Annotated in this window: 27 protein-coding genes; 23 read left to right on the top strand and 4 right to left on the bottom strand. The window is 54.0% G+C overall.

From position 1 onward, the window contains the following. Positions 1 to 51: 51 nt before the first annotated feature. Genes NYE24_RS19065 through NYE24_RS19055 form a run of 3 tightly spaced genes read left to right on the top strand, consistent with a single transcriptional unit; the run spans position 52 to position 1917 of the window. Complete coding sequence (locus tag NYE24_RS19065) at positions 52 to 906, top strand: ABC transporter ATP-binding protein (RefSeq protein WP_076156302.1); 855 nt, start codon at positions 52 to 54, stop codon at positions 904 to 906. After that, entirely contained in the window at positions 899 to 1555 is a 657-nt protein-coding gene (locus tag NYE24_RS19060) for an ABC-2 transporter permease (RefSeq protein ID WP_036691579.1), read from the top strand. The genes NYE24_RS19065 and NYE24_RS19060 overlap by 8 nt, the downstream gene beginning before the upstream one ends. Continuing rightward, positions 1552 to 1917: a GntR family transcriptional regulator gene (locus NYE24_RS19055; RefSeq protein WP_342476410.1), complete on the top strand. Its 366-nt coding sequence runs from the start codon at positions 1552 to 1554 to the stop codon at positions 1915 to 1917. Before NYE24_RS19060 ends, NYE24_RS19055 begins: the two co-directional genes overlap by 4 nt. 116 nt (positions 1918 to 2033) lie before the next feature. On the opposite strand, the gene NYE24_RS19050 is transcribed toward NYE24_RS19055, so the two are convergent. Beyond that, the gene (locus NYE24_RS19050; protein WP_342479264.1) at positions 2034 to 2666 is read right to left on the bottom strand and encodes a glycosyltransferase; all 633 of its coding nucleotides are present in this window, start codon (positions 2664 to 2666) and stop codon (positions 2034 to 2036) included. A 105-nt stretch (positions 2667 to 2771) separates the two neighbouring features. After that, positions 2772 to 3398, bottom strand: coding sequence for a pentapeptide repeat-containing protein (locus NYE24_RS19045; protein ID WP_341027592.1), 627 nt, complete (start codon positions 3396 to 3398; stop codon positions 2772 to 2774). Positions 3399 to 3501: 103 nt separating this feature from the next. On the opposite strand from NYE24_RS19045, the gene NYE24_RS19040 reads away from it, so the two are divergent. The 10 genes from NYE24_RS19040 (at position 3502) to NYE24_RS18995 (ending at position 10032) form a co-directional block, all read left to right on the top strand. Beyond that, positions 3502 to 4074 (top strand): hypothetical protein, encoded by a 573-nt coding sequence (locus tag NYE24_RS19040; RefSeq protein ID WP_076156310.1) that lies wholly within the window; start codon positions 3502 to 3504, stop codon positions 4072 to 4074. Positions 4075 to 4080: 6 nt separating this feature from the next. Continuing rightward, entirely contained in the window at positions 4081 to 4704 is a 624-nt protein-coding gene (locus NYE24_RS19035; RefSeq protein ID WP_342476409.1) for a hypothetical protein, read from the top strand. A gap of 34 nt (positions 4705 to 4738) precedes the next feature. Next, positions 4739 to 5011 (top strand): hypothetical protein, encoded by a 273-nt coding sequence (locus NYE24_RS19030; protein WP_036691592.1) that lies wholly within the window; start codon positions 4739 to 4741, stop codon positions 5009 to 5011. Between the two features lie 35 nt (positions 5012 to 5046). Next, complete coding sequence (locus tag NYE24_RS19025) at positions 5047 to 5583, top strand: hypothetical protein (RefSeq protein WP_036691595.1); 537 nt, start codon at positions 5047 to 5049, stop codon at positions 5581 to 5583. Positions 5584 to 5615: 32 nt separating this feature from the next. Next, positions 5616 to 6074, top strand: coding sequence for an SMI1/KNR4 family protein (locus NYE24_RS19020; RefSeq protein ID WP_342476408.1), 459 nt, complete (start codon positions 5616 to 5618; stop codon positions 6072 to 6074). A 2-nt stretch (positions 6075 to 6076) separates the two neighbouring features. Then, positions 6077 to 6637: a DUF4303 domain-containing protein gene (locus NYE24_RS19015; protein WP_342476407.1), complete on the top strand. Its 561-nt coding sequence runs from the start codon at positions 6077 to 6079 to the stop codon at positions 6635 to 6637. Positions 6638 to 6681: 44 nt separating this feature from the next. Further along, on the top strand, positions 6682 to 7419 hold the full coding sequence (locus NYE24_RS19010) for a hypothetical protein (RefSeq protein ID WP_036691603.1): 738 nt from the start codon (positions 6682 to 6684) through the stop codon (positions 7417 to 7419). A 25-nt stretch (positions 7420 to 7444) separates the two neighbouring features. Then, positions 7445 to 8533: an ankyrin repeat domain-containing protein gene (locus tag NYE24_RS19005; protein WP_076156314.1), complete on the top strand. Its 1089-nt coding sequence runs from the start codon at positions 7445 to 7447 to the stop codon at positions 8531 to 8533. Further along, complete coding sequence (locus NYE24_RS19000) at positions 8530 to 9537, top strand: sigma-70 family RNA polymerase sigma factor (RefSeq protein ID WP_076156317.1); 1008 nt, start codon at positions 8530 to 8532, stop codon at positions 9535 to 9537. The genes NYE24_RS19005 and NYE24_RS19000 overlap by 4 nt, the downstream gene beginning before the upstream one ends. Before the next feature lie 75 nt (positions 9538 to 9612). Further along, positions 9613 to 10032 (top strand): VOC family protein, encoded by a 420-nt coding sequence (locus NYE24_RS18995; protein ID WP_036691608.1) that lies wholly within the window; start codon positions 9613 to 9615, stop codon positions 10030 to 10032. 92 nt (positions 10033 to 10124) lie between these two features. On the opposite strand, the gene NYE24_RS18990 is transcribed toward NYE24_RS18995, so the two are convergent. Together NYE24_RS18990 and NYE24_RS18985 are read right to left on the bottom strand one after the other, a co-directional pair. Further along, positions 10125 to 10886 carry a methyltransferase domain-containing protein gene (locus NYE24_RS18990; RefSeq protein WP_342476406.1) on the bottom strand — a complete coding sequence of 254 codons (762 nt, stop codon included), beginning with the start codon at positions 10884 to 10886 and terminating at the stop codon, positions 10125 to 10127. A gap of 94 nt (positions 10887 to 10980) precedes the next feature. After that, on the bottom strand, positions 10981 to 11886 hold the full coding sequence (locus tag NYE24_RS18985; protein ID WP_036691613.1) for an alpha/beta hydrolase-fold protein: 906 nt from the start codon (positions 11884 to 11886) through the stop codon (positions 10981 to 10983). Positions 11887 to 12165: 279 nt separating this feature from the next. On the opposite strand from NYE24_RS18985, the gene NYE24_RS18980 reads away from it, so the two are divergent. From NYE24_RS18980 to NYE24_RS18935, 10 genes are all read left to right on the top strand, one after another. Continuing rightward, positions 12166 to 12540, top strand: a complete 375-nt coding sequence (locus NYE24_RS18980; RefSeq protein WP_036691616.1) for a hypothetical protein — start codon at positions 12166 to 12168, stop codon at positions 12538 to 12540. 131 nt (positions 12541 to 12671) lie between these two features. Continuing rightward, positions 12672 to 13229 carry a sigma-70 family RNA polymerase sigma factor gene (locus NYE24_RS18975; protein ID WP_342476405.1) on the top strand — a complete coding sequence of 186 codons (558 nt, stop codon included), beginning with the start codon at positions 12672 to 12674 and terminating at the stop codon, positions 13227 to 13229. Then, a complete protein-coding gene (locus NYE24_RS18970) occupies positions 13226 to 14176 on the top strand; it encodes a hypothetical protein (RefSeq protein WP_342476404.1) in 951 nt (316 codons plus the stop codon). The genes NYE24_RS18975 and NYE24_RS18970 overlap by 4 nt, the downstream gene beginning before the upstream one ends. Before the next feature lie 149 nt (positions 14177 to 14325). Continuing rightward, the gene (locus NYE24_RS18965; RefSeq protein ID WP_342476403.1) at positions 14326 to 15192 is read left to right on the top strand and encodes a sugar ABC transporter permease; all 867 of its coding nucleotides are present in this window, start codon (positions 14326 to 14328) and stop codon (positions 15190 to 15192) included. Positions 15193 to 15205: 13 nt separating this feature from the next. After that, on the top strand, positions 15206 to 16081 hold the full coding sequence (locus NYE24_RS18960) for a carbohydrate ABC transporter permease (protein ID WP_076156335.1): 876 nt from the start codon (positions 15206 to 15208) through the stop codon (positions 16079 to 16081). A gap of 45 nt (positions 16082 to 16126) precedes the next feature. Further along, positions 16127 to 17287, top strand: a complete 1161-nt coding sequence (locus NYE24_RS18955; RefSeq protein WP_342476402.1) for an RND transporter — start codon at positions 16127 to 16129, stop codon at positions 17285 to 17287. Positions 17288 to 17336: 49 nt separating this feature from the next. Continuing rightward, positions 17337 to 18668, top strand: a complete 1332-nt coding sequence (locus NYE24_RS18950) for an extracellular solute-binding protein (RefSeq protein WP_341027576.1) — start codon at positions 17337 to 17339, stop codon at positions 18666 to 18668. Positions 18669 to 18691: 23 nt separating this feature from the next. Next, on the top strand, positions 18692 to 19390 hold the full coding sequence (locus NYE24_RS18945) for a response regulator transcription factor (protein ID WP_342476401.1): 699 nt from the start codon (positions 18692 to 18694) through the stop codon (positions 19388 to 19390). Continuing rightward, a complete protein-coding gene (locus NYE24_RS18940) occupies positions 19383 to 20471 on the top strand; it encodes a HAMP domain-containing sensor histidine kinase (RefSeq protein ID WP_342476400.1) in 1089 nt (362 codons plus the stop codon). The genes NYE24_RS18945 and NYE24_RS18940 overlap by 8 nt, the downstream gene beginning before the upstream one ends. A gap of 30 nt (positions 20472 to 20501) precedes the next feature. Next, a complete protein-coding gene (locus tag NYE24_RS18935; protein ID WP_342476399.1) occupies positions 20502 to 23015 on the top strand; it encodes a hypothetical protein in 2514 nt (837 codons plus the stop codon). Positions 23016 to 23026: the final 11 nt, after the last annotated feature.

The following is a 23026-nucleotide window of genomic DNA, read 5'->3' as shown; positions in this document are numbered from 1 at the left end:
CATGATACATTGTGTATACACGGAATACACAATTTGTTGAGGGGGTTAGTTATGCTGGCTTTGGATGTTAGACACTTGAATAAGAAATATTCGAATTTTCAGCTCAAAGACGTATCTTTTCAACTGGAGCAGGGATATATTATGGGCTTCATCGGCGTGAACGGCGCCGGCAAAACAACGACGATCAAATCCATTCTAAATATGATTCAGATGGACAGCGGCGAGATTCACATTCTGGGCAAGAATATCGCGGAGCATGAGATGGAACTGAAGCAGGACATCGGCTGTGCCTTCGGCGATATTAACTTCTACACCCGCAGCCGGATCAAGACGCTGACGGGCATCACGAAGAAGTTCTATAAGAACTGGAATGATGACACGTATTACAAGTATCTGAAGCGGTTCAAGCTGGATGAGAACAAAAAAATCGCGGAGCTGTCCACCGGGATGAAGGTGAAGTACAGCCTGACTCTGGCCCTGTCGCATGGCGCCAAGCTGCTGATTCTGGATGAGCCGACCAGCGGACTCGATCCGGTCTCCAGAGACGATCTGCTGGATCTTTTCCAGGAGCTTATCATGGGCGGCGAGATCAGCATCCTTTTCTCCACTCATATTACCTCTGACCTCGAACGCTGTGCCGACTACATCACCTTTATTGAACAAGGGCAGATTGTGGCAAGTAGCGAGAAGAACGAGTTCAAGGAATCCTACCGGTTACTTAACGGCAGCGAGTCCCGGCTTAACGAAGTGAAGGGGAAGCTGATCTCCTACAAAATCAACTCCTTCGGCTTCACCGGATTGATCCATACCCGGGATCTCGATCCCGCCTGGACGTTTAGCACGGCTATCCCGACTCTCGATGACATCATGATCTACTTTGCCAAAAAGGAGGGTGTCTATGTATAATCTGGTGCTGAAGGATTTGAAGTTAGGCGTCAATCCCTGGTTCTTCGTCTTGCCCTTCCTGATGGGCTGCCTTATGCTGATTCCCGGCTGGCTCTATTTCCTGGTCCCGCTGTACTTCTGCTTCATCACGGTACCGAATATTTTCGGCGGCTTCAAAAGCCAGAATGATCTGATGTTCAGCACCGTATTGCCTGTGACCAAAAGCGATATTGTGAAGTCCAGAGTCACTGTACTTGTCATTCTGGAGCTGATGCATCTGCTGGTCGCCATGATTGCCAGTATATTTACCTTTCAGCTATACCCGAAGATGCAATATTTCTTCTTTGCGCCGCATATGGGCTTTTGGGGAATGTGTTTCCTGATGATGGCTCTTTTCAACCTCATCTTCATTCCGATATACTATAAGACAGCCTATAAGTATGGTCTAGCAACCACAGCATCGACCGTTGCAGCCGTCCTGTTCGCCACCTTGGTCCAGTGGGCAGGTATCCAGAATGATTGGCTGCATAGCCTGTTCTACGGCTCCGGGCTGGACCGGACAGGGCTGCAGCTCTCCATTCTGGCCGGCGGCGTCCTGATCTTCATTGCTTGTAACCTGCTGGCCTACCGGATGGCGGTAAGACGATTCCTGAAAGTGGAGATTCTATGAATGTAACAATATCCAGCACCTCCGAGAAGCCGATCTATCAGCAGCTGTATGAACAGATCAGCGCCCAGATTCTCCAAGGGGAGCTGGAGAGCGGCTACTGCCTGCCGCCGATCCGCCAGGCCGCGCTGGAGCTTGGTGTCAGTGTCATCACGGTGAAGAAGGCGTGGGAGGAGCTGGAACGGAGCGGGCTGATTAACACGGTAACCGGCAAAGGCTGCTTTGTCGCCGAATTCACGCCGGAGGAGATGCTGCGCATTCGTAATGAAATGGTCCTGAAGCAGATGGAGAGCGACATTCAGTATTACAGGTCATTCGGCCTTACCCTGGAGGAAGTGACCGCACTGCTGGGCAAGATCTACTAAAGCGCGGAGAGATTAAACGTAGAAACAGGCTTTTCACAATCCCTAGGGGGAGGGTGAAAAGCCTGTTTGTATGTCTGCTAGGTTCGTCCGCCTACGGGACGGTCAGTCTATTTTCCCTAAAATTTCTCCGGGAACTGCTTCACAATGCCTTCCGTAAGCAGGTCTGCAAAATGAATCATGTGGACCTCGTTTTTATCGGTGGCAGCAATAGAAGCGGCGTAGTCTCCTTTGAGGATTTCAAGCACGATGTCCGTGACGAGCTGCAGATGCTCGTACAGCATGTCCTGCACCTGCTTCACGGACCAGTTCGGGTTCAGCCCGCTCAGGAACTGGGCAATCTCATCGGCGTTCCGGTGCCAATCCGCCTGCAGCTTCTGCACCTCCGCCGCATTACCTTTCTGTGCGGCAGCGACGATCTGCCCGGCAATCTGAATATGCTCCTTGAGCAGTCCGGCCAGCTTGTTGCCGTTCGCCTCCCCGTAATAAGGCCCCAAGACATTACCGATGTCCTCCTGGTTCCTTAGCAGCCGCGCTAACACTTCCTTCTGGTCCGGGTTATTGTAGAGGGCGCTGACAATATAGTTGTGCGTCCAAATGGTGTGGTCAATCCACACCTGCTGCATATCGCTTCTCAGCTGCACCTTCTGCGGGCTCCAGCAGGCCGCCTCCTTTTTGCCGCCGCCTGCCTGGGCCTGCACCATTCCTCCGGCTTGCGTCAGATTGAATACGAGCCCCAGAGTAAACACCATTAGCCATAGCTTTTTCAAGATCAACTGCTCCTTTGGGTGGGATGAGAGAATCTGTATTATTATGGCTAATCGGGATGGTTATATGCGGATCTATTCCAGGCTGCATCACTCCTCAAATTTAACATGATCCATTACCGTGTTCCCCCACTCAGGGAGCAAGCGGGCCTCTCCCGCAAAGCGGCTTCCGGCGATCGAGCCGTTTTGAAACAGCGCCCCCTCAAAGCTGCATTCCTCGAACCGGCAATACAACAATAAGGCACTGCGGAAGTTGGCGTCATCAAAGCGGCAGCGGGTGAAAGACACATCATTTGCGATCACTTTGCTTAAGTTGCAGCCTGTGAAATCACAATCATGGAACGCCTTGCTTATTCTGGCACCATTCAGCTTCGCTCCCCGGAAGGAACAGTGGCCAAAGGTATGGGTCACGAATCTGTTGTCGAGTCTTACCCCATCCAGACGACAATGAGTGAGCGTTGAGGTGTTGGGGCTTGCCGAATCCTCGAAGCGTGAATAAGAGAAATCAATATCCTGTAGAGTGAGGTACTGTATGCTCTCGGTCAGGGTAACTCCCCGGTAATCCTTGAGTCCTGTTTCCGTCTGTCCATAAGGGGAGGTGGGAAAGGAGCGGTCTTTTTGATGGAGATTATGTTTACCTGAAATAGCCGCTAGACGGCGGTTCACTTCAGAGAGCTGGTCGTCCTGCCATCTGGCTAAGAGGAATTTCTTATTCAAGGTGGCTCCTCCTTGCATTAATTTGGTAAAATAAATGAAATCTAGTTTATATGTTAGTATGCCAAGTAATTATAGACAAGCCATTAAAGGAGGCCATCCACCCGTGGGAAGATCGTTTGCAAATCTGCATATCAAGTCAGGTGACCTGAAAAAGACCCTTCAAGCATTACAGGAGCTGACCGGCAAGCATGGCAAAGTACTGGGTTATCCTGAGACGCCGGAGCGTAAGGCCGTTATCTATGTAAGCCAAAGTAATGAGGGCTGGATCAGCGTGCTTCACGATTATTTCGTATGGGGTACGGTGAAAAAGGCTGGCAGAACCTTGTCCGCGCTGCTGGGGGAGCCGGTGATGACGGTGGCATACATGAATGAGGAGATCTTCGAGCTGTCGTTCTTTGAGCAGGGGGAGATCCAGGCCGAACGAATCTTCTGTGAGCCTTGGACCCGGGAAGAATATGAACAGCTGCGGGAAGAGCGCATAGCTGACGAATATATCCAGCGGGTGCTCGGGATGCAAGCGGAGCAGGAGAACTTCGGCGCATTCATCAGCCTTACGAACCCGGAGCAAGCGGTGGAGCGGCTGTCCGAAATTACTGGAATGTCACTATGGAGCGATGCGGATTGGCTGCCGTATGAAGAGACGCTCAGAGCACGCTTTGTTACGTATGAATGGTAGAAGAAGATGCTAAAAAACAGCGGGTTCTACAAGCTGCGCTTCTTCATCACCCCCGAGGAGCTTAAGAGAGTCGTAGAGCTTCTGGAGCCTACGCAGGTGCGGTACTATTTAACCAATAATACCCATACAGAGCATGATCAGAATCAGGTAGTGGAGGCGTATCGCGCCTTCTATCAATATTATATAGCTGCTGAAAAAGCGAGCGGGGTGCGCCCTTTCTTCATCTATTCGATGTCGGTTCTGCCGGACACGGAGAGCTTTGGTTTTTTTGCGAGAAATGAGGGTGTTTCTATTCCCTATCACGGGCAATGGGCAGAGAACGAGCTGCCCTGCATTATGATCTCCTGCCCTAAGGGGCACCGCGTCAATGCTCAGGATGAGCAAGGGGAGTATTATCTCTATGAGGATGTCCGGGAGCACAAGCCGCTGAGCTATGCCCTCTACAAGGGAATTACCGGCTCTATTCAAAAAATGACCAAGCCTCTCCGCTTCTACGCGCAAGACCCGAAGGCGATGGAGGAACAGAAGCCCTCTGTACGCATAAGCCGTGCGGCGGCTGAAGATTTAAGCAACTCCTGGATGGTCAGACAATATGGGCTCGTGATCCATGGGCCACCAGGGTCTAGCTGATGTACCGGGTTATCCATGAAAGGGAGGGGAACAGATGGCGCTGAAGTTGATCTGTACCTGGGGCGTGCTCGCTCTATCATGCTGTGCGGTATGGTGGAGCTTCAAGACCGAAAAGCTGATCACCGTCTCCTGGCTGATGTTCCTGCTCCCTGCGATTCTCCAGCTTGTTGCTGCTGTGCGGATCGGGCCGGGCAAAGCCAAGTTATTTCTTGTATTCGGCTGTATTAATCTGCTGTTCGCAGCCCTGACCGGTGCGGCTGTCTGGTATCTGGTCCAACTGGCAGATGCCTATAGAAGGGGAAAATAAACCAAGGGTGTCTTAAGCGGGGGGAGGGTGCTGATATGCAGCTGGGTTTTACGCTGGATACCCATGGAACATGTGTGGGTGTACTTAGAGATGAATTGATGCCGTTAGAGGAACTGGCGAATACATGGGAGTTTCCCTATGGTATCTTTGTGGTGTTCCGGGTGTTGCCTGATAGCTACGGGCGGAGAACGTTCAGACGCTTTGACAGCGGGGATCATACCCTCTATCTGGATCTCAGCCTAAGCTACGAGTTGTACCAGCGTATGTCCAAGAATGAGCAGCGCGAGGCCTTGGGCATTCACCTGTACAGCTATCTGGCAGAGTCTGTATCTAAATATACCAAGCATGCCGGTAAAACTGCCCAAGCGGAGCTGCTGGAACAGGTGAAAAGCTGGATGCTGGCCAATAACTGGCTGGAAGGGAAAATCCATCAGGCACGCCTCCTCCTCTCCCGGGAGATGGGACTCCATGAGGTTAGCCGGACGTTGAAGCTGCCGCTGGAAGAGGCCGAGTATATTCTGCTGCGCATGAATGATGATGCGCCCGTTGCTGTTCATCCTGACAATCTATAATCATCCCTTAGCAGGGAAAGGGGAGTACATCTATGTATGAGCGTCTGACCGAGAAATTGAGTAAGCCTTCCGCGATAAGGTGGTTTCCGGGCCATGGGGCCGAGGAGAGCTGGATTACCGAAGCCGAGGCGGAATTAGGCTTCAAGCTGCCGCCGTCCTACCGCTGGTGGCTGACCCGTTATGGGGGTGGGAGCCTGGGGGACGGGCAAATTCTGACGCTGGTTGCTCCTGAGGATAGGGAGTATACCGACTGGGATCTGCTGTATATCCACAGGCTGAACCTGGTGGAGGATTGGTGGGTCAGCCGGTTCCCGCACCGGCTGGATCTGTTTGTGCCGGACAGTGATGAGCTGTATTACTTCGATACTTCTGCTCCTGATGAACAGGGAGAATTCCCGGTCATGCGTTATGACCTGATGAATGATCTGATTGAGGAATACGCCACCACGTTCGCCGGATTTCTGGAACAGCTGATCGACGAGAGGAAATAGCCATGAGTGCGGGACTGGAAATACAGCGGCTGGCGGCGGAGATCGTGGAGGCGGCGCGGAGGTCGTTCCGCGAGCTTTTCGCTAATGGGGAGCATTATTATTACTGTACGCTATATACAACGGGCGAGGGACATGCGCCAAGCCTCTCCGCTTGGTCACGGGAAGCGCTGGAGCAGGAAGCGGCAAGACAGGCAGAAGGTGGCAGCATACCAGCAGCAGAAATCGCCGAGCTGATCAAATGGTCTTACGCCGATTCGCCTTATTGCTCCTTCGGGGATGAGCATTTCGATGAGGTCAAGCGGTTATTCCAGGCGCGCCCTTCTATTGCCGAGCTTGAGGGTGATGCATGGAACCATGAATTCGGGCTGCGGCTGGAGGCCATTGAGCTGGCGATGAGGATGCTGGATGCTGAGGGGCTGTTCGTTCTCAATCAGCCGCGTGAGGACGTATGCGTGCTTGCCGAGGTGATGCCGCCGGATGAGGGGAATACGGACATTGCTCTGCGGCTGAACCGGGCGGATACTCCGGCGATGCAGGCTTGGCTGGCGGAAGCCGCAGAGTAAGGTTATTGATGAATAACTCATGCAGGAAACCGGGGGAATGACGAATGTATATCGTATCTGAAACCAAAGGGTTGTCAGAGCATCTCAGGCACCTGCTTGAAGCGGAGAACGCAGAATTGTATCCGCCAGCCTATACCAAGTTCTTGCAGCAGTACGGCGAAGGGACGTATCGGGGTTGGATGAATGTGCAGGCTCCTGACCCTGAGGTGCTGCGGCCTTTTGCCGAATATGGGTTATGGGAGCATGATGAAGACAGTCCTATAACGGAGCAGCAGATCGGCGAGTGTACGGCTATAGGAACCACCGTGGACGGTGATTTCCTGGCGGTCCATCCCGGGGTGAGCGGGCTGCTGTGGCTGCCCCGTCATGCAGAGCAGATTCAAGCGATCCCGCTGTCTGCCGGGGAAGGGGAAGAGGCTGTTGGCTATGCCCTGATTCTGGATGGCATCTACCGCCGGATCTATGGGCGGAGCCAGGAGGAGAGCGTCTATTATGAGCCGTGGACGGGAACCCGCGAGCATGTCTTCCTGCGGATGCCGCCGGGAGCGGGCCAGCTGGCGCTCACGGAGCTGGCTGACCTCTACCGGGCGGACCATCCGCCGGATCTCTTCATTGAGAATCCTTATGTCTGCTACCTGTTCTATCGGGAGCTGGGGGGCTATATCCGCCTGAATCTGGCGGGTGGGCAGGAGGTAGCCGTCTTCTATGAGCAGGCTGCCGGGCAGGTATCTGCCAAGCTGAAAGAGTGGCTTCTGTCGAAGGGATGCGAGTCGTATGCATAGGAGTGAAGAATAAGGAGGAGTGCGGATGATTGTCCTGAAGGACATAGGGAAATTCGAGGTGCTGCCGGAGCGGGCGATGCAGATCTATCAGGGGGATGTTCCGGCTTTGCAGGCTGCCATCAAGGCGGGCTGGGATATCGAAGCAGAGCTGGAGCTTAGCAAGCGTACCACAGTCAGCCCGCTCGACCTGGCGATTATCACGCAGCAGACCGGGGTGGTGAAGCTGCTGGTGGAGCATGGCGCGAAGCTGAATGTCCGCGAGAATCCGGCCTTCCTGCGGGCGGTCCGTTATGGCAAGGAGGAGCTCGTCCGCTACCTTGCTGCACAGGGCGCGAAGCTTGACCTGCTCAGCAGGACAGGATCGGGCGCTTATTCACAGGCGTACTACGGCAACAAGAAGAATATCCCGCTGATCCATGAGCTGGGTCTGGACATCCGGCAACATGCCGGTGCCGTGCTGCGGCAGGCCGCCTCGGACCATGATCTGAAGACGCTTACCTATCTGCTGGATCAGGGAGTGGATATCAATTATAACAAGCCGGATATGGTCTATCCTTACGGGGCGACGCCGCTGACGGTAGCTGCCCGGATGGGGAATCTGAATATGGTCCGCTTCCTGGTAGAACGCGGTGCGGACATCATGATGACGGAGAAGGACGGCGAGCGGGCGTATACGATTGCGGTCAGCAGCAAGCATACCGCCATGGCGGAATACCTGAAATCGCTGGAACCGCCGGATGTCCACAATGTAGCGAACAAGAAAGCGGAGCTGGCCAAATATAAACTGCCTGATGAACTGGTCCAGTTCCTTACCGGGGACGAGCTGCGCCTGACGCTGGCCCCCAATGAATACAAGATCGGGTACATCGACTTCTTCAGCTTCACCGATACTGTTCAGATGAAGGCCGGCCGGCGCAAGCTGCTGCGCCTGTCTGCCGATATTGACAATTATTCCGGTCTGGTGCTGGTCTGGAATCCGCAGAAGAAGGGGCAGCTCGGCTGTTATGATCTGGAGCATCAGACGTATGCAGATCTGTGCAGCTTCCCGGAATTTGTTGTGCAGCCTGAACACTACCTCATACAGTTCATGGAGGGAGAGCTGGACGGGTCATGAAGGAGAGACTGTCTGAATTGAATCATCATCATGAGACCTATGAGACTCCAGAGACCAATGCGACCCCCGAGACCCTAAACGGGCTGGAGGACATGCGCTCCGAGCTAACCGGGTATTGTTACCGGATGATGGGTTCCATCTTCGAGGCGGAGGATGCCGTCCAGGATACTATGATCCGGGCCTGGAAGCACCAGGAGCAGATGAGGCAGCAGGCCTCTCGCAGGTCCTGGATGTATCGGATTGCTACCAATGTCTGTCTCGACCGGCTGAGGAGCGCCAAGCGGCGGGCGCTGCCGATGGATCTCTCGGAACCGGCCGCTGTGGTTGCAGAGCCTAGGGAGATTCTGCCGCAGCATTCCTGGATCTGGCCCGCTCCGGGCCATGTGGATGACCCTGGTAATATCCTGGTCAGCAGAGAGACCCTGCGGCTGTCCTTCATTGCACTGCTTCAGCTGCTGCCGCCCCGCCAGCGTGCCGTGCTGATTCTGCAGGAGGTCTTCCGGTGGTCGGCAGCCGAGACCGCCGGGGCACTGGAGATGACCGTGGCCGCAGTGAACAGCGCGATGCAGCGGGCGAGGGCAACCATAGCCAAGGCACAGCTCCGGTCCGAGGCTTTGCAGGCAGACGATGACGAGGTGGACGAAGGACTGATTACCCGCTATGTGGAGGCGTTTGAACAATACAATATAGCTGCGTTGTTAGCCTTATTCCAGGAGAACGGCAGCCTGTCGATGCCGCCATTTACGATGTGGGTGCAAGGCAGCGCGGATCTTGCGGCCTTCTACCAGATCACACGCAGTCACTGTGTGGGCTCGCGGTTGATGCCGGTCCGGGTGAACGGGAACCGGCCCGCCGTTGCCCAGTATGTTCCCTCTGGAGAAGACGGTTTACTGGTCCCGTGGGCAATTCATGTGCTTGAGCTGAGCGGGGGGAAGATCGCGCATGTTCATCATTTTATAGATACTGAATTATTTATTCGCTTTGGATTGCCGGAGCACCGATGATTCTTCCGCGGCTAGAACGTCTATACTAATGAATCACACAGGCAATTCCAATCCGAACTCAAGGAGGAACACACAATGACAGTCAAACTTACTCCCTACATCACTCTGGAGGGGCGCACGCAGGAGGCTATTCAGTTCTATGCACAGACTATGGGTGCTGAAGTTCTCTCCATCCTGACGTACGGTGATATGCCGGACCTCCCGGACACGTTCCCGGATGAGGTACGAAGCCTGGTGGCCCATGCCAAGGTACAGGTGGGCGGCACGGAGCTGATGTTCTCGGATACTCCTGGCGGTACGCCGGTTGAGAGCGGGAAGCGGGTAACCATCTGCATTACAACGGATAGTGTGGAGGAGTCGCGGAGGATTTTTGATGCGCTGCAGGAGGGCGGTCAAGTCAATATGCCGTTTCGGGAGGAGCCGTTCAGCCCCGGCTTCGGCGATCTGACAGACAAGTACGGGGTGACGTTCCAGATTTATACGGAGCTTGGGTAGAGCGGGCAAATAGTAGCGGAGAGGATCAATCATGATAGGCTGCACGCGATGAGCGTGCAGCCTATTTTGCTTTATGGGGAGTGAGTCTGTGTTTACACTTTCCGCACAATCGCCAGTGCATGCAAACTATATCCGAGCAGACTCTTATCCTCACAGGTCCGCAGATGAAACTGAAGCCAGTGTTCGAAATCTTCTGGCTGCGCCCCATTAATATGGTTAGCTAGAAGATAGCCGATCCCGTCTGTTCCAAGATGGGCAACGATCTCTGTATGATAGGCTGCGGCCATGTGTTCCATTTCCTGAGGTGACATATGTAGGAATAGACCATCCTTCGTCTGATTGGTATGCCAGGTAAGTACATCTTCCATGTTGCTGAGTCTATCACTTATGCTCAATACCGAAACGGCGGCATTGTTAATATAGGAGACCGCGAGTAACCCGCCCGGCTTCAGTACGCGCAGGCATTCGGTCATGGCAAGCTGCCGGTCTTCATTGCCGATATGATAAAAGGCCCCCATGTTCAAAACAACATCAAAGGTTTCGCTGTCAAAACGTGATAAATCCGTGATGCTTCCTGTATACATATCAGCCAACACCGGGCGTATGCGCTGCTTCTCTCTAATGATATCTACATTATGAGGAACAATATCTCCGGCAACTACCTTATGCCCCAATTCTGCAAGCTGAAAGGAGTAATTCCCCGTTCCTGCACAGCCGTCAAGAATGTAGGCTTCCGGCTTAAACAGCTTTTTGAAGTAAGACATCGTTGTGATCCATTCGATCTGATGCCCGTTATCCCTGAACAGCCTTCCCTCCTCATCATAGGAATCATAGTAATCGATTATTGCATCCATCGTATTGCCCTCCTTGTAGTATGGCCGGGCTCATCTTGAAATGCTGCCCTCCCCTTACCTTAGCGGATCAGGGGAAGGCAGGCTATGATCAGGATTACTTGAAGATCCGCTGCGAGAACTGATACAGTCCGCTGCTCCAGACCTTGCCCTCATGTCCGCCTACATCCAGATACCACAGATGCGGAACGTTCATGCTGGTCAGGCTGTTATGGAAATTCTGGCTGACATAGAGCAGGCCGTCCGAGGCGCCGCAGGAGATCCAGAGCAGCTTCAGCTGGCTGGCCGTCTGCGCCGGATTGGTGATCAGCTGTGAGGCCGACTTCGTATTCGGAGCAGAAGAGAACGCGCCGATCCAGGAGAACTTGTCCAGATGCTTCAGGCCAAAGTTCAGGGTCTGTCCGCCGCCCATGGATAATCCGGCCAGGGCACGGTTTTGCTTGTTTTTGTATACCGGGAAGTGAGAGTCAACGTAAGGAATGAGGTCATTGATCAGATCGAATTCAAACCGTTCGAAGGCAGCTACCTTGTCGGCAGCATAAATATCGCCGATTGGGCGGTCATCCGCCATAGCGCGGCCGTTCGGGAACACGACAATCATCGGCTCCAGCTTATTCTGGGAGTACAGGTTGTCCAGAATGTTCCGCGGATTCATCCCGTTCAGCCATTCGTTCTGATCCCCGCCGATGCCGTGCAGCAGGTAGAGAACATTGTAGGTCTTGGAAGGGGTATAGCCTGGAGGGGTGTATACCATCGCGTTTCTTGACTTGCCTACGGTAGTCGAATAATAAGAAATCTGCTGTACGTTGCCGTGCGGAATATTATTGCGGTATCCGTCATAGCCTTGCGGAGCGGGAGTGATGGTGCTGGTTACAGCCGCAGCGGCATCCGCAGAGAGGCTCAAATCCTGCTCCTCTGTCACAGGTGATGCAAAAGACATTGCAGGCAACAGCAGTACTGTCGCCAGAGCCAGACTTGCAATTCGGGTCATTATTTTCTTCATTTCATATCTCCTCCTTGATTCGATTGGTGAAGCCTAATTGCCTTCCCTCTACAGAAACGGAGCCGCCTCCTCCTCTCCCGACATATTATGTAAGCGCATCCACATCGAGGATACCATATATAGGATATTATGTAAATTGTTTTCGGGGATTTTTCAAAGAATGAAATTCAGTAGTGCATCTTAATGTTGTCATACCGGGAGCAGCAGGGTAATAGATAGGAATAGAAGCTTCCAAATATCTGGATTTGAGGCGGGGGCCAAGGACTGGAGGGATGGATCATGCTAGGACAGAGTGTATCAGGAATCAGTCCGGTACAGGTCATCATGGCCTACGGCGGCACACAGAGCGATGTCAGTTCCCTGGAGAAGCAGCGGAACCGGCTGATGATGGAGCTGGACCGGGTGAACGCGGCGCAGGGCGGGCAGGCAACGTCCTACCGCCGGGAGCAGCTCCAGCGGCAGATCCGTCTCCTTGAGGTTCAGCTCGCGCACAAAGCCGGAAGCAGCGCGGTCACGGATGTGAGTGCCGCCGCCCAGAATGTTCAGGCTCCGCCCTGGAGGATGGAGTGGAAGGGCGGCCTTAAGGGTATCGGCCAGACCGATCCCCGGACGGCGACGGTGGATGCGGAGGGCCATTTCGATGCTTTAATCTAAGGTTGGAATCAGGATGCGATTAGCGTAACGGTGATGAACCGGGCGCTAATCGCATTTTTGGTGAGAGGGATGCAACGGATGCTAAGCATTCTCTACTATATACATAAGAGGACGTAAAAGGAGAATAGCAGATGGAAGATGAGGGGATAGTCCAGCTATACTTACAGCGCTCACAGCAGGCCATCACGGAGACCCGGAACAAATATGGTGCTTACTGCCGGGCGATCGCCAGGAATATTGTCGCAAGCCCCTCCGATATGGAAGAGTGTGAGAACGACACCTATCTGGCCGCATGGAACGCTATTCCGCCTAATCTGCCCCGCAGACTGAAGGTATTTCTGGGGCGGATCACCCGCAATATCGCGCTCGACAAGCATGGTTATAATACGGCCAAGAAGCGGAGCCGCCAGCTTGAGGTGATTCTGGAGGAGCTGGAGGACTGCCTGCCTGCGGCGGAGACGGTAGAAACGGAGCATGCCGCAGGCGAAACCGCCCGGTTAATCAATGAATTCCTGTATGGGCTGGAGGAGGAGGCGCGGCAGCTTTTTGTCAGACGGTATTGGTATGCGGATTCGATAGAAGCCATCGCCGACAGGTTCGGTATGAGCAGCAGTAAGGTGAAGTCGAGCCTATTCAGGACCCGGAACAAGCTTAGAGTTCATTTAGACCAGGGAGGCGTTCACCTATGAAGCGGGAGGACTTGTATAAGGAGATTGGGCAGATTGACGAGGAGCTGATTGCGGCAGCTGAACACAGCGGAGTAAGAGGCAGGAGCAGGAGCCACAGGTTCTCCAAAAGATGGATCGCCGTAGTCGCCTGTCTGGTCGTGTACAGCTCAACTTCTACCGTGCTGCTCGCCACAGAATACACCAGAAATAAAACGGAGGAGCCTTATATCCGTTATCTGACAGCGGAGGATATGGAGCTGGCCCCCCGTGCGCAGTATGAGGCCGGCAAATTCCTGAAGGCGTTAGCCAGCGGCAACGATGATAAGGTATATATTGCGGTGAACCGGCTGGTGGAGAGCTTCAACGATCCCAAGGCGCGGGAACTGGCGCTGCAGAAGCTGCGGCCCTTCTTGACCAGTGATTCCGCGAAGATCGCGGAGTCGGCTGCTTTTGCCACGGATATCCTGTCGAAAAGCTACCAGAGCCCGTATCTCCACAAAATGGCCGACGGGAGCATCATATTCACCTTATTCAACAATTACTCGGATTACGGCACCCAGAATGTGCTGTGGCGCATACAAGATGATGTGCTGGAACCGTATTTCAGCTTCGCGGCCCCCTCGATGTACATTAAGGAAATCCTCCCGTCCCCGGACCGGAGACTGCTGGCGGTGGTGACCCGCTCGAATAAAAGTGAATTCGTGCAAATCCTGAATGTGGAGAAGGGGACGATCAGTCCGGAGCTGGTAGAGTCGGCGAGAATCAGACATGGCGCGCAGCGTAAGCTGGATACTTGGACGCGCAGTGATCACGAGAATTACAGTTATGCGGACCATCTGGTGTGGACCCATAGTGATACGTTAGCGTTCGAGGGTTCCCTGGCCTACGACGACACAGCAATTATTGAGAATATTAGAGTGACGTACCGGTTCAGGGATAAGATGATGGAGGTACAGCCGGTGAAGTAGTGAGTTTGCGCTACACGAATATAGCTGCGAATGGATAATACATCCGTCCGCGGCTTTTTTGTGATGTGATGAATTTAAGAAAGTTTTAATCTTTACCTGACTTGTTCTTAAATAGTTCCGCCTATTCTTGAGTACAGGGAGGGAGCAACTTGAAGAATTGGGCCCGTAAGGATTCATCGGTGGCTTGGTTATTTCTGGCACCCAGTCTCATCGGGTTTGCCTTGTTTTATCTGATTCCGTTTGGTATGGGCGTGTTCTATTCCTTCATGGACCGTGCGGTGGACGGGCAGTATGTGGGCCTGCAGCAGTACCGGGAGCTGATCGCGGGCGACTCCTTCCGCAAGGCAGCCTTCAATACCTTCTACTTCAGCCTGGTGAGTGTTCCGCTGCTGATCGTGCTGTCGCTGGGCCTCGCGCTGCTGCTCCATAAGAAGCTGTATTTTCAGAAATGGCTAAGGACTGCTTACGTTCTCCCGCTGGTTGTTCCTGTCGCTTCCATCATCCTGGTCTGGCAGATCCTGTTCGACTGGAACGGGGCGCTGAATGCGTGGCTGAGCGGCTTCGGCCTGGCCCGGGTGGACTGGATGAAGACGGAGGCCGCGCGGAATGTAATTATGATGATGTATGTGTGGAAAAACATCGGGTACAACGTGATCCTGTTCCTGGCCGGACTGCAGCAGATCCCGAAGGATTATTATGAAACCGCCCAGATTGAAGGGGCCGGCCGTTTCAGGCAGTTCCGGAGCATTACGCTGGTCTACTTAACCTCTACGATGTTTTTTGTAGTCATGATGTCGATCATTAACTCTTTCAAGGTATTCCGGGAGACGTATCTGCTGGCCGGGCCGTATCCGCATGACAGTATCTATATGCTGCAGCATTTTATGAACAATATGTTCCTGTCTCTGGACCTCCCGAAGATGACAGCGGCATCTACCCTGATGGTCGGCGGCATTCTGATCCTTGTTCTCGGGCTGTTCGCCATGGAACGCCGGTACCGTCGAAATATGGAATAGAGGTGGAGAGATAGTGCCAGTGGATAAAGTCTTACCCAAGCTAATATTAACCGTCATTATGGGAGTGGTTGCCCTGCTGATGCTGTTCCCGATTGGGGTCACGCTCATCAATTCGTTCATGAGTAGCCGCGAGATAGGGATCAATTACGGTCCGGTCGGACAAATGAACACGGTCATAGAGGGCAGGAGCGATCCGTTCGCCAATCTGAAATGGCTGCCCGATCAGGTCTCTCTGGAGCAGTACGGCAAGGTGCTGCTGGAGAGCCCGGTGTACCTGTCGATGTTCTGGAATTCGGTGTTCCTGGTGGTGCCCATCATTGCCGGACAGACGCTTATAGCTGCGCTCGCTGCTTACGCATTCTCCAAGCTGAGATTCCGGGGCCGGGAGCTCCTGTTTCTGGTCTATGTCCTGACGATGCTGATGCCCTTTCAGGTAACCCTGGTGCCCAACTACATCATGGCTGACCGGCTGGGGCTGCTGAATAGCCCGGGGGCCATTATCCTGCCTGGTATTTTTGCAGCCTTCGGTGTGTTCATGCTCAGGCAGTTTATGCTGGATATTCCGTATGCCTATATCGAAGCGGCCAAGATGGATGGAGCCGGACATTTACGGATTTTTTATACCCTTATTGTTCCCATGGTTCAGCCGGGTCTGGCCGCGCTTACGATTCTCTTATTCGTCGATTACTGGAATATGGTGGAGCAGCCGCTGATTTTCCTGGATGATCCGCTGCGTCAGCCCCTATCCGTCTACTTATCGAATGTCAGCAGTGAGAAGGGGCTTGCATTTGCTGCTTCGGTCATCTACATGGCCCCGATGGTGCTGCTCTTCCTGTATGCGGAGACGTATTTCATTGAGGGCATTCAGTTATCTGGGATCAAGGGCTAGGGTTCGCATATGAGGGACTTATGAGGATAGGAGGAGAACGGGGAAATGGAGATTACAGGAGTGCCCGCAGACCACAGGCGGAAAAAAAACATTAAAAGGGCCTTCCTGCTGCTGCTGGGCGTGTTACTCTTCTTCACCTTCTTCAGCAATACGCTGCAGTCGTTGACCTTGCCCAAGGTAACGACGGTCACGCCGCAGAGCAAGAGCCTTGAATTCACGCTGGAGGGCAGCGGGGTGCTGCGGCCCGTGAATGAAGTGAAGCTCCAGAATGGAAGCGGCTGGAAGCCACGGGAGGTGCTTGTGCAGGAGGGAGAGCGGGTGAAGAAGGGGCAGAGGCTGATCGTCTATGACAGCCAGTCTGCCGAAGCCGGGCTGCAGGATGAAATCGCGCTGCTGGATCAGCAAAAGACCCAGCAGCAGACCTTGCAGGATCAGTTCATTCAGACGTATGCGGAAGGGGATGAGCTCCAGATTCGCAAGGCCCGGCGCGAGATTGAAGCAGGCAAGCAGGAGCAGGCCAGACAGGCGCGTAAAATCGCCGGGATGAGAGAGAGGTTAACTGCGGAGCAGCAGCTTAAGGCACCCTTCGACGGGATTGTGACCCGGTTGAATGCCCTTCCGGGGATACCGTCATCGGGCGAGCCGGATCTGGTGCTGTCGAGCAGCCGAGAGGGATTTCAATTCGATTTCACAGCGGACGCGGGGCTATTAACTAGTCTTGGAATTACCTTGGGGGAGAAGCTTGAGGTGGAGGTTCATTCTGCTGAGGGACCATCGGCCCGGATATTGCCGGGAAAGATTGCAGAGATCAAGAGCGCTGAGGCGCGTGCCGGAAGTCCGGCCAGTGAGGATACCAGCGGGGCGGAGGACATCGCACAGAAGACGGTCTTCATTGTAATGAATGAGGGTTCGCTTCAGGGGGGAGAGCAGGTTCAGTTTCAGATGAAGAAGCCGTCCCTTCAGGAGGGTGTGGTGGTACCGACTAAGGCCATCCATCAGACGGGCGGGCGCACCTTCGTCTATACCATCGAGGAACAGCGGGGGGCACTAGGCAATACGTTTGTCGCCCGTGAGGTTCAGATCCGCTCCAGTATCACGAACGGCCCGGACAGCATGATTCAGACGGATAACCTGTATGGGGACGAGATGATTATTCTGGAGAGCAGTGAGCCCTTGCAGGACGGGAACCGCGTACGTCTGCAATAGCCGCAGGAGTACGGCATAATATACGAACAATTATTGGAGGTAGTGAAGGATGAAAATGAAGATGATTAACAAAATGGGCTGGCTGGGGATGAGCCTTGCTTTTACAACGATGATGACAGCATGTAGTCCGGGGAGCAGTGCAGAAGCTCCAAGCACCGGGGGGAAGACGGTTGTTACGCTATCGGTTCAGCAGGATAGTGAGTTCTACCGTGCGGTAGAGAAGAAGTTTGAACAGGCTTATCCGGATATCGATTTGCAGATTCAGGCGTATAAGGGGATCAGCGAGAAGATGGAGGGTCCGGATTATGAGAAGTATCAGAAAACCGCCGGTACGGCATTGCTCTCAGGCAAAGGAGCCGATATTTATGAAACGGGCAGTTTGCCCGCCAGTGATTACGTGAGCAAGAAGCTATTCCTTGATATGGATGATTACCTCAAGCAGTCGAAGACGCTGAAGCAGGAAGACCTGCAAATGAATGTGCTGAATGCCCTGAAGGTGAACGGGGGCACCTATATCATTCCTTCCGGGTTCAGCCTGAGAGCGTTCCTTGGAGACGGGGATGTACTTAAGCAAGCAGAGATCGACGATAAGAGCTGGACTTGGCAGGAATGGAAGAAAATCTCCAAATCGCTGATTACGTCCGGGCAGCAGGCAGGGTCCGCACACCGCTACGCGCTTCCGAATAATCCGCCGGATATGCTGCTTCAGGAGATGGTGTTCGACGGCTATAACCAGTTCGTAGACGTAGCTGGGCGCAAGGCCAAGTTTGATTCCCCTGCCTTCATCTTTATGATGCGGGAGATTAACGAGATGTATCAAGAGAAGCTGATGACCACCGAGCCGGTGGAGACCGAGAATCAATTGTTCTATTCTGCCGTTATACAGGGCCCGGCGGATTTCATCAACGTTCCGTATACCTATTTTGCCAATCCCAAGCTGCTGTATAAGCCGCATAGCGGAAATTCCGGCGCCATGAGAATTATTCCGAGCTACACGTTTGCGATACAGGCCAAATCGCCGGTTGCCGAACAAGCCTGGACATTCATGGAATTCCTGCTCTCTGATGAAGTTCAGTCCCTGCAGAGCAGAGAAGGTTTCTCCCTGCTCCGGTCGCTTAATGATAAGCAGTTCAGTGAGCTTCAGCAGCAGGTGAAGAGCGGGACGTATAAGCTCCCGGACGGCAAGCTTGCAAGTGTTCCTGAGGGACAATTCAAGGTGTTCCAGGACATGATGGATACAGCGGATAACTTCGCCATGATGGATGTGAAGATTCTGAGCATCATCGGTGAGGAAGCAGGCGCGTTCTTCAGCGGACAGAAGACGGCAGAGGATGTAGCCAAGCTGATTCAGAACAAGGCGACTACGTACCTTAACGAATAGAACAAGGTCTGGGAGGTCCCGGTATGAAGCGAACCACGATTCTAATCGCAGAGGACGAGAAGGAGATTGCCGACCTGATTGCCCTGCATCTGCAGAAGGAAGGGTATCACTGCATCAAGGTACCTGACGGCCGGGCCGCGGTGCAGGCCATTCAGTCACAGTCCATTGATCTGGCGATTCTGGATATTATGATGCCGGAGCTGGACGGGTACGAGGTTACCCGCCAGGTCCGGGTGAAGCATAACCTGCCGATTATCTTTTTAAGCGCCAAGACTTCAGATTTCGATAAGATTACCGGCCTTGTGATGGGAGCGGATGATTATATGATCAAGCCCTTCAACCCTATGGAGCTGCTGGCCCGTGTCAATTCCCAGCTGCGGCGTTCTCTGCAGTTCAGCCAGCCTCCGGCTGTCCATCAGGCCCCGGTGCTGGAGTCGGGCGGGCTTATTATATCCCTTGACCGGCATACAGTTACGCTATACGGGAAGGCGATTGACCTCACGCCCAAGGAATTCGACATCCTCTATCTGCTGGCCAGCCACTCCAAGCAGGTGTTTAGTGCGGAGAATATTTTTCAGCAGGTGTGGGGCGAAGCGTACTACGAGTCCGGCAATACCGTGATGGTGCATATCCGTACCCTCCGCAGGAAGCTGGGCGAGGACCAGAACAAGGACCGGTTCATCCGAACCATCTGGGGCGTCGGGTACACGTTCAATGAATAAGCGGGCCCGGGGCTTCCGGGCCAGATTAGTCCAATTGCTGGGGGTAAGCATGCTGCTCTCAGCCGGTCTGACCTATGGAATCTTTAAGCTGCTTCAGCTCTACTACTCCGGGGTGAGGATGGAGGACCCGGAAGCAGAGGTGCGCCGGTTCATCTACAGGCTCGGGGACTTCAACGTATCGCTGATGCTGTTCATTCCGCTCATGCTGATCTTCTTTTTCAAGTTCACCAAGCCTTATATCCGTTATCTTAACGAGATCTCCAGCGGGATTCATCATCTGGCTAACGGGGAATTTCAGAATCAGGTGAAGATTGCTTCAAGGGATGAGTTCAGTGCGATTGCCGAGGATCTGAATGCGGCAGGGGCTAAGCTGCTGGCAGCGGTGCAGCGGGGCGATTTCGCCGAGAGCAGCAAGGATCAGCTGGTCGTCAATCTGGCCCATGATCTGCGTACGCCGCTCACCTCTGTGCTTGGCTATCTGGATCTGATCCTTAAAGAGGAGAAGCTGCCGGTGGAGACAATCATACACTACGCCACCATTGCCTTCACCAAATCCCAGCGGCTGGAGAAGCTGATTGACGGACTGTTCGAGATCACCAAGATGAACTATGGCACACTGCCAATGGTAAAAACGCAATTGGATATCGGCGAGCTGCTCCGGCAATTGAACGAGGAGCTATACCCGGTATTTGAGCGGAACGGCCTCACCTCACGGCTGAAGATTACCCCAGGCTTAAGCGTCTATGGGGATGGGGATCTGCTGGTACGGGTCTTAGGGAATCTGCTGACCAATGCCGCCCGTTACGGGCAGGAAGGCGTATATGTGGATATTAACAGCCGCCCTGATTCAGATACAGTAGCGGTTGAGGTGATCAATTACGGGAATCCCATTCCGCCGGAGGAGCAGGCGCATATCTTCGAGATGTATTATTCCGGGGACCGGGCGCGGACTCATCAGGATGGCGGCACGGGTCTGGGTCTGTTCATTGCGCGGAACATCGTAGAGCAGCATGAGGGAACTCTGTCTGTGGAGAGTAACGGGATACGGACAAGATTCGAGATGCGGCTGCCGCAAGCGTAAGCGAAGTTAAGGGAGGAGAGAATCAGAATCATGTATCATTCCAAGAGAAAATATGCTGCTGCCATGCTAAGCCTGGCGGTTCTCAGCCAGTCCATTGCCTTCGGAGCCTATGCGGCAGCCGCCGGATCTTCAGCGGGAACAGCGGCGACAGCCGCCTTACCCACTCTCGAGGGACTGGGGGCGGTCTCCTTGAAAAGCGGTGTGAGTGTGAAGCTCCTGAACGCAGCGCTTCAGCCTCAGGAGAGCGGGAATATACTCACGTACACCTTGAATTACTACAACGGAACGGGCAGCAATGTAAGCCTGATCGATTATTTCTCCAAGGTCACCACTTCAAGCGGTGCTGTGATTCAAGGCAAGCCGGTAACAGGCAGTGCTGCCATCAAGTCTATTCCGGCTAACAGCAGTCAATCGGTGACGTACTACGTCAATGCGGGAAAGGCTGCCAAAATAAACGGAGTCCGCATCGCCCTGTTCGGCTGGGATTTCAGCCAGGCGAATTACCAGAAGAAGCTGGGAACGTTCACGATTCCCGGCTCCTACTCCACAGTGACCCCCAGGGGCCAGAGCAAGAAGCTGACCCTGGGAGAGCTGCCGGTGACCGGCAAGGCGGAAAGTCTGCATATCTATAAGATGGACGGGAAGGTATATGCCCGGGTTGGAGTCAGCTTCACCAACTCGGGAGCCAAGGTGCTTAAGGATACGGGCCTGAAGGGATACCTTGTATCGCCGGGAGGCTCGATGTTCGAGCTGAAGGCGGACAAGGCCGACACCCTGATTCAGCCTAAGGAGAAAAGAATTCTCTACTACCTGGCGGACCTCCCTTCTTATACGAAGCTGGACAATATGTCCCTGCAATTCGTCCAGGAAGACAGTGCGCTGCCAATAAAGCTGCCGGTTGCCGAATATAAGCTGCCCGCGGCGGAATCGCCTAACTTTAATGTACCTGTGAACGCCGTGAAACGGCTCAAGGTTAATAACAGCGCGATTGAGACCCAGTTAGCCAGTGCGGCGGTGTATTCGGAGGACAATTTGGCGAAGTGGAGCCTGAAATTCCGTGTGCGGAACACCGGCAATCAGGCAATGACGCTGCCGGCATACCCGTTCAGTCTAATAACAGCCGAGGGTTACAGCTACCCGGTCAGCAATACAGCCCTGGCGGGCCTTACCTTGAAGCCGCTGGAGGAGCAGACCGTAGAACTCAGCGCCGAGCTGCCCCTGAAGCTCAAGCAGGGTATGCTCCGGCTGCAGATGACTGAACCGGCTGAAGCGGACCGCATTGCCTTCCCGGCAGCGATTTTCCAGATTCCGTATTCCTTGCAGCCGGATCATCTGCTGGCTACGGAATATCCTGTGCAGAACCCTCTGGGGACTTTCGTAGTCAAGCTCGAAGCGGTGGAACGTTTGCCGTGGTCGGACCAGGATCAGGTCGTAACTAAGGTGAGCCTGCGCAATACAGGTGCAACCACGGTACAGCTCCCGGCGCTTACGGCGCTGCTGAAGGCGGGGGATAAGGATATCAGCGGCAGCGCGCAGATTGTGATTGACGGCTCCGTGACTCATCTGGCTCCACGGGAGACAGCCGTACTGTATATTGCAGGGAACCTTCCCTATTCCTATAATCTCAAGAAGCTGAAGATCATTCTTCAGTATCCTTCGGGAGAGGCCAAAGCGAATTTCCTGACGCTGTTCACCAGCCAAGTGGATAACACCCTGAGAACGGCGGCTGCCGGAGAGCCTCTCCCTATAGGGCTGACCGGCAAGAAGGCAGAGGTGCTGGAGAGACAGACCCGGATCTATCCGGGGACAGATTCCAAGCTGATCTATACGGAGCTGATACTGACCAACGAGGAGTTACGCAAGACCCAGCCGTCACAACTGGTGGGTTATTACAGAACTGCGGATCAGCAGTATTTCGAAGCGGTAATCAGCCAGCCGGAGGCGGCCCTGAATGCCAAAGAGAAGAGTATCGTAACCGTCTGGAGTAAGCTTCCGCCGGAGATTAATGCTTCAGAGCTGACACTCTTTCTTGGAGAAGGGATTGCCGAAGGCAAGCTGACGGTACCCGGGGCAGCGCCGACCGCTTATATTGATACCGCAGGCCTGGCCCTTAATGCTACGAATCCTGCACCGCAGACGTCTCTTCAGAAGCTGGAGCTATTCCCGTACGTCATGTCGGTGACCCAGTCCACCGCAACCCTGTCAGAGGACCGCGAGTCTATCGAGGCGAAGCTTAGCTACCGGTTAACCCGCAGCGGGCTGTACGTAGCCGGGGCGAATGAGCATAAGCTGGTGGCCGAGCTGATCGATCCGTTCGGCCAGCCTTCGGAGAAGCTGCTGCCTTTGGGAGAGGAACTGACAAGTGCAGGAGCTTCGGACAGCGTGTCCTTCTCGCTGAACAACCGGGCGTACAAGGCGCTCACCGGCGCCACGGTGCGGGTGAACATCTATGACGAGTTCCAGGGCAAGCGGATGCTGCTGGGCAGCGAGAGTTATGCTGTGGTGTATGAACGGCCTGCGGCGAAGAAGTGGGAGGAGGAGTGATTTTTTAGGCG

The organism is Paenibacillus sp. FSL H7-0350, from assembly GCF_038593195.1.
GTDB lineage: Bacteria > Bacillota > Bacilli > Paenibacillales > Paenibacillaceae > Paenibacillus_AQ.
Note: the sequence above shows the minus strand (reverse complement) of the source record. Positions and strands in the feature narration are given on the sequence as shown.

Coding starts and splice junctions, on each gene's coding strand:
- NYE24_RS19065 (WP_076156302.1), top strand. CDS start 52: ATGCTGGCTTTGGATGTTAGACACTTGAATAAGAAATATTCGAATTTT.
- NYE24_RS19060 (WP_036691579.1), top strand. CDS start 899: ATGTATAATCTGGTGCTGAAGGATTTGAAGTTAGGCGTCAATCCCTGG.
- NYE24_RS19055 (WP_342476410.1), top strand. CDS start 1,552: ATGAATGTAACAATATCCAGCACCTCCGAGAAGCCGATCTATCAGCAG.
- NYE24_RS19050 (WP_342479264.1), bottom strand. CDS start 2,666: ATGGTGTTTACTCTGGGGCTCGTATTCAATCTGACGCAAGCCGGAGGA.
- NYE24_RS19035 (WP_342476409.1), top strand. CDS start 4,081: ATGCTAAAAAACAGCGGGTTCTACAAGCTGCGCTTCTTCATCACCCCC.
- NYE24_RS19030 (WP_036691592.1), top strand. CDS start 4,739: ATGGCGCTGAAGTTGATCTGTACCTGGGGCGTGCTCGCTCTATCATGC.
- NYE24_RS19025 (WP_036691595.1), top strand. CDS start 5,047: ATGCAGCTGGGTTTTACGCTGGATACCCATGGAACATGTGTGGGTGTA.
- NYE24_RS19020 (WP_342476408.1), top strand. CDS start 5,616: ATGTATGAGCGTCTGACCGAGAAATTGAGTAAGCCTTCCGCGATAAGG.
- NYE24_RS19015 (WP_342476407.1), top strand. CDS start 6,077: ATGAGTGCGGGACTGGAAATACAGCGGCTGGCGGCGGAGATCGTGGAG.
- NYE24_RS19010 (WP_036691603.1), top strand. CDS start 6,682: ATGTATATCGTATCTGAAACCAAAGGGTTGTCAGAGCATCTCAGGCAC.
- NYE24_RS19005 (WP_076156314.1), top strand. CDS start 7,445: ATGATTGTCCTGAAGGACATAGGGAAATTCGAGGTGCTGCCGGAGCGG.
- NYE24_RS19000 (WP_076156317.1), top strand. CDS start 8,530: ATGAAGGAGAGACTGTCTGAATTGAATCATCATCATGAGACCTATGAG.
- NYE24_RS18995 (WP_036691608.1), top strand. CDS start 9,613: ATGACAGTCAAACTTACTCCCTACATCACTCTGGAGGGGCGCACGCAG.
- NYE24_RS18990 (WP_342476406.1), bottom strand. CDS start 10,886: ATGGATGCAATAATCGATTACTATGATTCCTATGATGAGGAGGGAAGG.
- NYE24_RS18985 (WP_036691613.1), bottom strand. CDS start 11,886: ATGAAGAAAATAATGACCCGAATTGCAAGTCTGGCTCTGGCGACAGTA.
- NYE24_RS18980 (WP_036691616.1), top strand. CDS start 12,166: ATGCTAGGACAGAGTGTATCAGGAATCAGTCCGGTACAGGTCATCATG.
- NYE24_RS18975 (WP_342476405.1), top strand. CDS start 12,672: ATGGAAGATGAGGGGATAGTCCAGCTATACTTACAGCGCTCACAGCAG.
- NYE24_RS18970 (WP_342476404.1), top strand. CDS start 13,226: ATGAAGCGGGAGGACTTGTATAAGGAGATTGGGCAGATTGACGAGGAG.
- NYE24_RS18955 (WP_342476402.1), top strand. CDS start 16,127: ATGGAGATTACAGGAGTGCCCGCAGACCACAGGCGGAAAAAAAACATT.
- NYE24_RS18950 (WP_341027576.1), top strand. CDS start 17,337: ATGAAAATGAAGATGATTAACAAAATGGGCTGGCTGGGGATGAGCCTT.
- NYE24_RS18945 (WP_342476401.1), top strand. CDS start 18,692: ATGAAGCGAACCACGATTCTAATCGCAGAGGACGAGAAGGAGATTGCC.
- NYE24_RS18940 (WP_342476400.1), top strand. CDS start 19,383: ATGAATAAGCGGGCCCGGGGCTTCCGGGCCAGATTAGTCCAATTGCTG.
- NYE24_RS18935 (WP_342476399.1), top strand. CDS start 20,502: ATGTATCATTCCAAGAGAAAATATGCTGCTGCCATGCTAAGCCTGGCG.